The sequence below is a fragment of the Providencia heimbachae ATCC 35613 genome (assembly GCF_001655055.1).
In the GTDB taxonomy this organism is placed as follows: Bacteria; Pseudomonadota; Gammaproteobacteria; order Enterobacterales; family Enterobacteriaceae; genus Providencia; species Providencia heimbachae.
Genome location: NZ_LXEW01000008.1, coordinates 41,301 through 52,572, shown reverse-complemented (window position 1 = coordinate 52,572; position 11,272 = coordinate 41,301). Strand labels below are relative to the sequence as shown.

The 11,272-nt window shown below is 38.3% G+C and carries 8 protein-coding genes; 2 read left to right on the top strand and 6 right to left on the bottom strand.

The annotated features are described in order from the left end of the window. The first annotated feature begins 321 nt into the window (after positions 1-321). Complete coding sequence (locus tag M998_RS01435) at positions 322-1,731, top strand: aminotransferase-like domain-containing protein (protein ID WP_068907206.1); 1,410 nt, start codon at positions 322-324, stop codon at positions 1,729-1,731. A gap of 26 nt (positions 1,732-1,757) precedes the next feature. Here the strand turns inward: M998_RS01435 and ydeE are convergent, their stop codons facing one another. Both ydeE and M998_RS01425 read right to left on the bottom strand, forming a co-directional pair. Beyond that, the gene (ydeE, locus tag M998_RS01430) at positions 1,758-2,939 is read right to left on the bottom strand and encodes an efflux MFS transporter YdeE (RefSeq protein WP_068443816.1); all 1,182 of its coding nucleotides are present in this window, start codon (positions 2,937-2,939) and stop codon (positions 1,758-1,760) included. A 201-nt stretch (positions 2,940-3,140) separates the two neighbouring features. Next, positions 3,141-3,941, bottom strand: coding sequence for a helix-turn-helix transcriptional regulator (locus M998_RS01425; RefSeq protein ID WP_068907205.1), 801 nt, complete (start codon positions 3,939-3,941; stop codon positions 3,141-3,143). Between the two features lie 97 nt (positions 3,942-4,038). Between M998_RS01425 and M998_RS01420 the strand changes: the two genes are divergently transcribed. Beyond that, positions 4,039-5,445 (top strand): MFS transporter, encoded by a 1,407-nt coding sequence (locus M998_RS01420; RefSeq protein WP_068907204.1) that lies wholly within the window; start codon positions 4,039-4,041, stop codon positions 5,443-5,445. 106 nt (positions 5,446-5,551) lie between these two features. On the opposite strand, the gene M998_RS01415 is transcribed toward M998_RS01420, so the two are convergent. From M998_RS01415 to M998_RS01400, 4 genes are all read right to left on the bottom strand, one after another. Next, a complete protein-coding gene (locus M998_RS01415; RefSeq protein WP_068443824.1) occupies positions 5,552-6,709 on the bottom strand; it encodes an iron-containing alcohol dehydrogenase in 1,158 nt (385 codons plus the stop codon). A 305-nt stretch (positions 6,710-7,014) separates the two neighbouring features. Next, positions 7,015-7,782, bottom strand: a complete 768-nt coding sequence (locus M998_RS01410) for a dimethyl sulfoxide reductase anchor subunit family protein (RefSeq protein WP_068907203.1) — start codon at positions 7,780-7,782, stop codon at positions 7,015-7,017. Positions 7,783-7,785: 3 nt separating this feature from the next. Continuing rightward, complete coding sequence (locus tag M998_RS01405; RefSeq protein ID WP_068907202.1) at positions 7,786-8,403, bottom strand: DMSO/selenate family reductase complex B subunit; 618 nt, start codon at positions 8,401-8,403, stop codon at positions 7,786-7,788. A gap of 13 nt (positions 8,404-8,416) precedes the next feature. Beyond that, on the bottom strand, positions 8,417-10,852 hold the full coding sequence (locus M998_RS01400; protein ID WP_068907201.1) for a DMSO/selenate family reductase complex A subunit: 2,436 nt from the start codon (positions 10,850-10,852) through the stop codon (positions 8,417-8,419). Positions 10,853-11,272: the final 420 nt, after the last annotated feature.

Below are 11,272 nucleotides of genomic sequence, written 5' to 3'. Positions count from 1 at the left end.
CGGATAGATAAATAGCCTTCGAAATAATAGATTAAATTTCCTGACCTTTATATTTTTCATGGTATTTTCTTTTAATCAAAAAAACAATTTTTTTGATTATCCAAATAAAAGATTGGGATAAGATAAATTTAGGGTAAAGTTTACCGCTTATGTTTTTTTCATATTCCATAAGTAATCCTATAAGCATTAATATTTAAATTAGGATTACATAGGCGAAAACTATAAAAAAGTGACAGATGGTTTTTTTTACAAAATACAGATCAAATACAGTGCCTTTTGTATTACATTACAGATACAGGGAAAATGTTAGGGGCTTAAACAGTGTTACTGTATAAAAATATTGCGCAAATACTGCAAAATAAAATCAGCAAGGGTGAGTTTCTTGGTGGGGAAAAATTGCCTTCGGTGAGGGACATTGGTCGTTCTCATGATGTAAGTATCACTACGGCACAGCTTGCTTATCGTGAATTAGAAAGAATGCAGTTGATTTATGCTGTGCCTAAATCCGGTTATTTTGTGATCCCACAAAAAACGGAGGCTCTACTGCCCAAAGTGGCCAATTATATACAAAAACCCGTTCAAATCGCCCAATGGACGCCAACAATGGATTTTCTTCGCGTTGCGGAGCGCCATGGAGTGACATCGCTATCATGTGCGGTACCAAATATTGAAGATAAGAGCTTAGAGCCTCTCTGGCAAGAAATGAGTATGGTGACACGCCGTAAAAACTCGCTAACGTTGGAATATGATAGTCTTCAAGGCTTAGAGGCATTACGTGAGCAAATTCATCTTATTTCAGACCATCGTCAATTATTCACTCCTGATGATATTGTGACGACAACCAGTGGACATCAATCAATTGCGATTGCTTTACAAGCCTGTACTCAGGGAAATGATGTTGTGGCGGTTGAGTCGCCTGCATTTCCGGGGCTTTTGCAAACGTTATATGGATTAGGGCGCAAGATTATAGAGGTGCCAACGGATCCAGAAACAGGTATAAACCTCGATAGGCTCGAGGAAGCGTTTGAATGTTGGAAAGTTAAAGCAGTGGTTGTGACGCCAACATGTAATAACCCAATGGGTTGTATTATGCCTGATAGCCATAAAAAGAGACTGCTGGAAATTGTGGTAAAACATAATGGCACAGTGATTGAGAATGATTGCCTAGCAGGCCTAGCATATGAATATCCAAAACCTTCAACGATTCAGTCATTCGATAATGATGGTCATGTTATTTTATGTAGCTCATTTTCAAAAACAGTGGCGCCAGGAACGAGAACTGGATGGATTATACCCGGTAAATACAAAGAAAAAGTTCTACATTTGAAATATTTATCACACTGCTCTGGTGAGATATTTATGCAACAAGTTATGGCTAATTTTCTAAAAGAAGGGCACTATTTTCTGCATTTACGCCGAATGCGCCAACATTATAGTGAGCTTCAATGTCAATATAAGGAGTTGGTGGAAAGCCATTTTCCTGCTAATACTCGGATATCAAGACCTAAAGGTGGATTTTCTTTATGGGTCGAGCATCTACCTGTTAATAATAGTAAATTGCAGGATATACTTCATCGAAATAAAGTTACGGTGTTGACTGGAGAGCATTTTTCTACTGGTGGATGTTTCCCGAATCATTTAAGAATTAACTATGCATTACCGTTAATTGCCAGAAGACGAAATGCAATTAAAATATTAGGTGAAACATTAAAAGTCACAGCCTTGAAGTAGACGCTAAATTATTTTGTCATTCTTTTCTATTTGCTGGTATTTTGCTTAATTCGCATCCCATTAAGCATACTTAGCCAAGCAAGAACGGTAATGAACATTAGGATAATAAATAGGGAATAAGGCGGTAAAGTGGTTAGTACAAATCCGGTTAGCATAGGATTAAATGCACCCCCAAGCAATCCAAGAGCTTGAGCTGAAAAATAACTTGATTTCATACCTTCTGGCGCAATACTGTCGATCAACATATATTCTCCAGGCGCATAAATTAGTTCACCTAATGTGAAAATAAACGAAGCTAGCGCCCATAAATATAGGTTATCACCCGCATTCATAAATACAGCCAAACTGATAATAAAAAAGAAGCTGCCAAGGGTCATTAGTTTTTTTAAATTATCAGGAGTGATGCGCTTACCGACGGTATATTGTAATGTTACGACAACAATTGCATTAACAGGTAGAACAACACCAATTACCGCTTGTGCAAAATCACTGTTTGCAACTGTAATGACATACTGAGAGATCCATGTGATAAAAGTACCGAAGACTAAGGAACCAAGAAAAGTTGATAAGATGAACCATGCCAATGTTCGGTCATGTAGCATAGCAGCAGGGTTCCATGCTACAGATTTACCTTCTTCATATTGTTTAGGCTTGATACTTTGAACAAAGCGTTGAATAAAAAAGATCGGTAAAGATGCTGAAATGGCAGCAAGCCAAAAAGGCAAATTAACGCTATACATTAATAGCCAAGTACCAAGCGGTGGCCCGATAGTCCAACCTATATTAATAAATGTATAATTGAGAGAGAATATTTTTGCTTTAAGCGATAAGGACAAAGTGTCGGCAAAATAACCTTTAAGCACCGTCGAAAAGACAGAATAAGCGCAGTTAATTAAAGAGAAAAATATTACAACTAATATGGCATTATCCATTAAAGGGATAGCAATAAAGCCACAAATAAATGCAATAATCGCTAAAAGCATGCAGCGCTTTTTGTCAACACGATCGGCTAATATACCAAAACCCATGCTAAATAAAATACCGACCGTCAAGGCGATGGTCATTGCTATTCCAACAATATCAATTGCCATGCCATATTCACGTGTTAAGTAAATTGCCATAAAGGGCAGGGTTGCGCCACGCCCAATGGTTAACAGCAATGACGAGGCTAACAATGCGATATTTGAGATATTGGATTTTGACCACATAGCGACGACCTAAGATTATAATAGTTGTTATATAAATATTTTGGGTATAGAGACTATAAAGTACATAAATTTAATGCAGCAATAAATAAGTTATAGGTCACAAGAATAAATACAATATTTTACTCATGCTAATGTCCCATTAGCCATTAAAAATCTGGCAATGAGCTACCGCTGTCCACTATTTAGAGTTATGTGCTAGCCTTATTTTTCTTTGTTTTTCACTGGGATATAAACCAGCAGTCGATTACCTTTTTCAATATCAAAAGTAAGAGAGCTGTAGTTATATGTACTTATTTTTCCGTGATAACTTATTTCGCGAACGCCAGTACAAGGTTGGTAAATTTCATATTTGTTCCATAAATCGTTAAAAAATTCGGACTGCGCACATAAGTTTTTGATCAGCTTTTTAATATTTGGGTCGTTTTTAGTGCGGGCATAATCACGCCTAAAACTCGCCAGTAATTGCTGAGCAACTAATGTCCAGTCAGTAAATAATTCTTGATAACGGTCATCAATAAACAATAAATAGAGAAAATTACAGCAATAAGCTTCTGTTTTTGAAAAATGGAAATAGGTATCTGCTTGCGCGTTATAAGCCAATATATCCCAATGCAGATTTAAAACATAACAAAGATAATCATCAGGAAAATCGTTAATCATCTGTAAGATTATGGAGGGAACAGAGTACTCAGTACTTCCTGTACTCGAAGGTTCTCTGTTTTGAGTTAATAAATAAAGATGCTGACGTTCGGCATTATTTAATTGTAATACAGCGGAAAGGCTATCGAGGAATTGTGAAGATACGCCAATTTCTCGACCTTGTTCTAACCATGTATACCAAGTTAAACCAACGCCTGCTAGCGTTGCAACCTCTTCACGCCTAAGCCCTGGCGTTCTTCTGCGAGTTGTTCTTGGTAATCCCAACAGCTCAGGGGATAAACTTTCACGCTTACGCTTTAAAAAATCAGCGAGTTCGGGGCGAGTTCGTTGTCTCTCTTTCATAGTCTATTGCTTTTAGTAATAGTATAAATAGTTAAATTGTATCAGAATAATTAATCATTATAGTCCTCATTTATGAGTCTGTCTAAATGAGAATAAAATGAATAAACATCAACGAATTTCGCTATTTGTATTATTACTGGCCGGGTTTGTCACTATTTTTGATTTATTTGTGGTTAACGTCGCAATTATTAGTATTGAAAGGTCATTGAATGCCAATCTTACCGAGCTTACGTTGATTATCGTAGGATATGAACTCGCTTTTGGCTTGCTTCTTATTACAGGAGGAAGGCTAGGGGATATTTTTGGTAAGAGAATGTTGTACCGAGTGGGGATGCTATTTTTTATTATTTCTTCTGCACTTTGTGCGGTTGCACCAACGGCAACTTTATTAGTCATCGCTCGTTTTATTCAGGGGTTATCTTCAGCGATCCTTTTTCCTCAAGTTTATTCAAGTATTCGAATTAACTTTAATGAATTACAAGCTAAAAAAGCGTTTGGCTATCTAGGCATGACATTAGGCCTTGCTGCAATAGCGGGTCAAGCATTAGGCGGTGGACTTATCACACTTAATTTATTTGGAATGAGCTGGAGAGTGATTTTTTTAATCAATATTCCGATTGGAGTCCTTGCTTTAATACTCTCGCATTTTTTAAGTGAAGGAAAAAAAATCAAACTTAACCTTGATTGGTGGGGCGTCGTATTATCCAGTTTAGGAATTGGTAGTGTGTTAGTGCCATTTTTGATGTTACCCGTTTGGGGATGGGGACTTATTAGCTCCGGCTTGTTTGTAACAGGAGGGCTATTGCTTGGTATATTTGTCTATTATGAAAATCATCTAGAAAGAATAGGTAAAATGCCACTCTTTAGTATGAAAATTTTATTAAATTCAGCATTCGTCATCGGCTTATTTGTTGTTATGTGTATTTATGCGACATCATCAGCTTTTCCTTTATTGTTATCCATACTGTTGCAAAATGGATTAGGGCTAACACCGTTAGCATCAGGCTTGGTCTTTGTTCCAGCAAGTATTGGTTTTGTTTTATCATCATTCATGACTCCTCGGTGGATTAATCGTTATGGCGATAAAACCTTATTTTTAGGTGCAATATTATATGGGGTAAGCTACTGTTTATTAATTATTTTTTTGCTGGTTATTACTCTTGAAATAAACATTTATCTATTCATGCCTTTATTGTTGATTATTGGATTTACCCAAGGAATGGTAATGACGCCATTGCTAAATTTGGTGTTATCAAAAGTTCACGTAGATTTAATGGGAATGGCTTCAGGATTTACAGCAACTTTACAACAAGTTGGCGCGGCTATGGGGGCAACGGCAGTGTCTGTTATTCTTCAATATGGTTTATTGTACTTTTCGAGCACAAATATATTCGAAAAATTGAGAACGGCGATAAGTTTGAGTTTAACATTTAATATTGTCATGTCTTTTTGCGCCGCATTGTTGCTCTATTTTTTGGTAAGAAGAGTACCATTTAATAAATAATAAAAGGCTCAACAAGTAGTTTATTCATTCACGTTAATTAGCGTGTTACTTAAAAATAAAGTAGCACGCTAACGTATTAGAAAAAGGTGAAAAATTTACTGAATAGTTATAGTGAAGCGATATAAACGCGGCGACTAACCTCAAGGGTAATATCCTGATGTTCACCTAATTTAATCATATTATGAGCTTCTAAACTTTTAACTAAAGGCTCGATAACATCTTGGCTTAAATTATAATCAGTTAATCTTGTTTTAACTTGCATTTCTTCAAAAAATTTGCGAGTCAGCTCAATGGCTTTAAGTGCTTTTTCTTTCTCAGTGCCTTCATGAATACCCCAAACTTGCTCTGCATATTGCGCTAGCTTAGCTTGCTTTTGTGGTAATTTTTCAATCAACATTGATGGCAATATAACGGCTAATGTTTGTGCGTGATCTAAACCGTATAGCACTGTAATTTCATGACCTAGCATATGTGTTGACCAGTCTTGTGGCACACCCGCACCAATTAAGCCATTTAACGCTAAGGTTGCTGTCCACATAAGGTTGGCACGAATGTCATAATTCTCAGGCGCTTCTAATGCTTTAGGGCCGATATCTATTAATGTTTTGAGCAAACCCTCAGCAAAAACATCTTGTACATTCGCATTAACGGGATAGGTTAAATATTGTTCTATAATATGGACGAAGGCATCTACGACACCATTGCTGATTTGGCGAGGAGGCAGAGTATAAGTTTTCACAGGATCTAAAATTGAAAATTTAGGGAAAACCTTGTCACTCATAAATGCCAATTTAGAGTGCAACTCTTCACGTGTGATCACTGAGCCTTTATTCATTTCTGAGCCAGTAGCAGGCAAAGTGAGTACGGTACCGAAAGGAAGTGCTTTATTAATAGTTGAACCACCACTGGTAACGACTTCCCATCTATCGCCTGGATAATTAACCGCTGCTGCAACAAATTTAGTACCGTCAATAACAGAACCACCACCTACAGCAAGTAAAAAATCAAATCCTTCACTTTCAATTTTATCGACGGCTTTAACCAAAGTTTCATAGCGAGGGTTAGCTTCAATACCACCAAAAAGCCCAATTTTACGACTTCCAAGAGCGCGCTCAACTTCATCTAACGTACCTGATTTACGAGCACTTTCACCACCAAAAAGAATAAGAACTTTGGCATTTTCTGGAATAAGTCTGTTTAATTCAGCGATTTTACCTTCACCAAAAACGATACGGGTTGGATTGTAGAACTCGAAATTATTCATATACAAGCCTTATTTTAATGTGGAAGGAGAATGTGGCAGATAGAAAATATTGTAGATTCAATAATTGCTACTGTAGATATTATAACGCTAAATAATTTAAGATAATTATCATATTGTTCTATTTGTGGGAATAATAGCGAATAAATTGATTTACAAATGGAATAATCAAGCTCGTCAGTGTACTTGTATGTCGTGCGATCTGGTTATAAAAAAAAGATAACACTTGCGTATCTCGCTGAGTTAATAAGAAAAAACACCATTAACTGTAATGGCGTTTTCGTGTTTATTATCAAGTGATTTAAAGACTACATTGTCATTGCCCACATGTTATAAAAGGCGACGCGGCCGAGTAATTCCGCAACAATAATCGAGGCAGCGGATGCGTATACCCAATTACGAGGAAGTCGTTTGAATAAAACAAATAATGCAACGAGCAAGGCTGCAAGCATGAGGATTAATTGAAAGCCAAACCACAACGTTTGCTCTGAGGTCAACACATTGTCAGCTCGCCAAAGTACCGCTAAATAGCTTGGGCGGATCAATAAGCTTGCAACTATTCCGATGACCGCTATCCATAATGCTTTTCTTCCTGCGCCGAGTGCTGCCGCAATTAATCCGCCGCCAGTGAATACGGTCAACAACATAACGACCCAAGTATATTCGGTTTTCCAGCCTGCGACGGTATCGAGTTGATAAACCGCCGGGATAGCCGCCACAAAGCCGATCCCCATAAGAGCCGCAATCCATCCGAAGATCTTAAATAACTGAGCGCTTCCTTTACCGCTGAGTAAGCCAAGCGCGGAAATGGCACCGAAAGCGCCAAATAAAGCGGAGAGGGCAATTTCATTACTCATTGGAGAACGTCCGACGCCAAATAATAAATTTATGGCACGTAATAATTGCCCCATATGGAATACACCGATAATCAGGCCGATACCAAATAAACAAAGGGTCGTAAATAAGCGCCCTCCGAGTTGTTTTCCGTTGTAAGGCGAAAATAATAAAAGAAGAATAAAGGCACCAACGGCACTTTGTCCAAGAACCGTAAAGAAGACTAATGGTAATTCATGCATAATTTAAATCTCCTTAGGGTTCATCACTGCACCCTCTTTGTCACCCGTTGGTCGAGCAGATGGATGCGGTTTAACAATAAGATTGGGTCGAGTGAGGCTTGGGTCTGGTAGTGGGGCTATGGCATTTTCTGAGCCATAACGCTGACGAAGTTCATCAATAGGGCCGAAATCTAAAGCGCGTTGAGGGCAAGATTCAACACAAGTTGGTTGCAACCCTTTTTCAACGCGATCAAAGCAGCCATCACATTTCGTCATAAGCTGTTTTTTCTCGTCAAACTGTGGAGCTCCATAGGGGCAACGTAGCTCGCAATAACGGCAGCCTACACAAATATCTTGATTAACAACCACTAAACCGTCTTGTTCACGTTTATGCATCGCACCCGTTGGGCAACCTTTAACACAAGTTGGGTCATCACAATGGTTACATGCGATTGACAGATAATAGGTATAGGTATTATTTAGCCAACCATTACCTGATTTAACCCAACTACCGCCACCATATTCATATACGCGGCGAAATTTAGGGCCTACATCAAGTTCATTCTTATCTTTACAGCTCACTTGGCAAGTTTTACAACCAGAGCAGCGTGATGAATCTACATAAAATCCGTACTGTGTCATAGTGTTCTACTCCTTAAGCCTTGCGAACTTCGACAAGATTGGTGTGCTGTGGATTGCCTTTTGCGAGCGGCGATAAGTTGTGTGAGGTGAGCGTATTAATACAACCTCCGACATCAACACCATTTTCATCTTTTTTGGTCCAACCGCCTTCCGGCATAGCAACAACACCCGGAATAATGCGGTTGGTCACTTTACAAGGTATTTCGACAACACCACGGTCATTGAAAACGTGCACGAGAGTGCCATTACTGATCCCTCGTTCACTTGCATCAATTGGGTTCATCCAGATTTCATCGGGAACAGCTTCTTGTAGTTGAGGAACATTTGAATACGTTGAATGCGTATGCCCTTTAGTGTGGAATCCACTGAGTTGTAGCGGATATTTGCCATTTAGGGCGGTATCAAGGTGAGACTCTTTTGCAATGCAAAATTCAGGTAATGCGGTGATTTTGTCGCCTTCCGGTAAAATCCATGTACGGGATAAAGTATCTAAGGCTTCGGAATAAATTTCAGCTTTACCTGAAGGCGTTTTCAACGGGTTGGCTGCTGGATTTTGGCGAAATTCAGCTAAAGCGATACTTTGTTGTTCGGTGGCTTTTTGTTGATCAACAATCCCCATATTTTGCGCAATTGACCAATCAGGTAGGTAAGGGCGTTTTGCTTTCACTTCACCATAATGTTTTTCAATCCATTGGCTTTGGCTACGCCCTTCTGTATAAGCCTCTTTAAAGCCAAAATGATCTGCAATATCCGCACAAATATCATAAGTACTGCGCACTTCCCACATCGGTGTGACTACGGGCTTCATTGCGATCATATAGTGATTAGAGCCTGAAGCGTATGAGTTATCAACTAAATCCTGTGCTTCTAAGTAGCTAGTTTCAGGAAGTAAGATATCTGCAAATTTAGCGCTTGCCGTCATATGATTATCGATCACCAATATAAATTCACACTGTTTTTCATCTTCGAGAATTTTAGCGGTGCGGTTGATATCACCATGTTGATTAATAAGGGTATTACCCGCTTGGTTAACAATGCATTTAATCCCAACATCCAGTTTTTCTTTCCCACGCAAACCATGGGTTTTATCGGTAATGATTTCAGGATTAATGATTGCATCGGTCCATAGATAGCAAGGGATGGCAGTTTTTACTGGGTTTTCACCATCAGGCAAACTAGGCACACCGTATTTAGTGGCATATGGCCAGTTACCGGTATTTGTACCAGCAAGGCCAAAGTGACCCGTTAATAAGGGTAGTGTATTGATGGCACGAACAGACTGTTCACCATTCGCATGGCGTTGAGGTCCCCAACCTTGAGCAATATAACAGGCTTTTGCGTTGGCGATTTGTCTTGCTAATTGACGAATTCGTGTCGCAGGTATGCCGGTTATTGACTCGGCCCATTCAGGTGTTTTTTCTGCGTTATCTTCGCCTGTACCTAAAATATAATCTTTATAACTCGCGTTTGAGGCCGCAGAAGAAGGAAGGGTACTATTGTCAAAACCAACACAATATTGGTTGATCATCGCTTCATCAATTAAGTTTTCATTAATTAATGTCCAAGCAATTCCTGAAACTAATGCAGCATCTGTTGTGGGACGTATTGGAAGCCATTCGGCATGTTCAGTCACTACAGAGTCTGTATAACGAGGGTCGATGATGACCACTTGAGCTTGAGAGTCTTCAAGTGCACGCCTTAATTCTTCAACTTGACCGCCTCCTGACATCCGAGTTTCTGATAAATTCATACCAAAAAAGACGACGAGATCTGAATGCCTAACTTGGTCGAAATGGCTGGCGGTGTATTCTCCGTAAGTGTAGGGGGTTGCGACAGATATTTGCGCGGTAGAGTAAGTGTTATAATAACGTAAATACCCTCCCGCTAAATTAAGTAGGCGTTTCCATGCCGTGGTGCCTTGGTTATGATAATAAGCACCAGATTGGTAATTATAATAAACAGATTCGTTACCATACTTAGCTATTATTCTTTGCAATTCATCCGCAATATATTTATTGGCCTCATCCCAAGTAATGCGTTCAAATTTACCTTCACCTCGTTTGCCAACTCTTTTTAGAGGGTATTTCAATCTATCAGGGCTATAGACACGCCAGCGACTTGAACGGCCTCGTAAGCAAGGACGAATTTGGTGTTGTCCAAATACAGACTCGTTGGTTGCAGATTCAGGTTCAATGCGTTGAATAACATCATCTTTAACGATAACTTTTAATGGGCAACGACTACCACAGTTAACTAAACAGGCACTGTGTTGAATTTGTTCTATTGCTGTTGCTGATTCAAGATTCTTTACATCAGTGGTTGCTGCTGCTGAAAATGGTAGGGGGATTGCACTGGTTAAAGCAACCGTTGCGCCTATTTTTGAGGTGTTTTTAACTAAATCGCGCCGACTGAGATTATAAGACAGTACTTTTGTTAAATTATTAGCCATAGTGACATTGCTCTTAATAGTTATTGTTATATATATAATTATACGTATTGATAATTCATATATTGACTGCAATCAATCAGAGGGTTAATACCTACTGTTAGATGTGTAAATATTGACATTAAATATATTTTTATTTTAAATTTGAAATTTTTAAATAGACAATAAAATTTTATTTATATATTTACGTGTCATTCAATATATAAAAATTAACATATCGCAATATGGTTTTTTAATTAACAATCATTATCATTTAAAATAAAATTTTTAATATAAGCCCCTGATTTATTAATGATATGGCCAAATTATTTTTCAAATAAATGAGTGATACAGTCTGTCACTTATTTAATTTTTTGTGCAAACAGTGCTAATGATAAATTATTTTCACTATAGGAAGGGTAATGGTGTTCTAATTACTTTCAT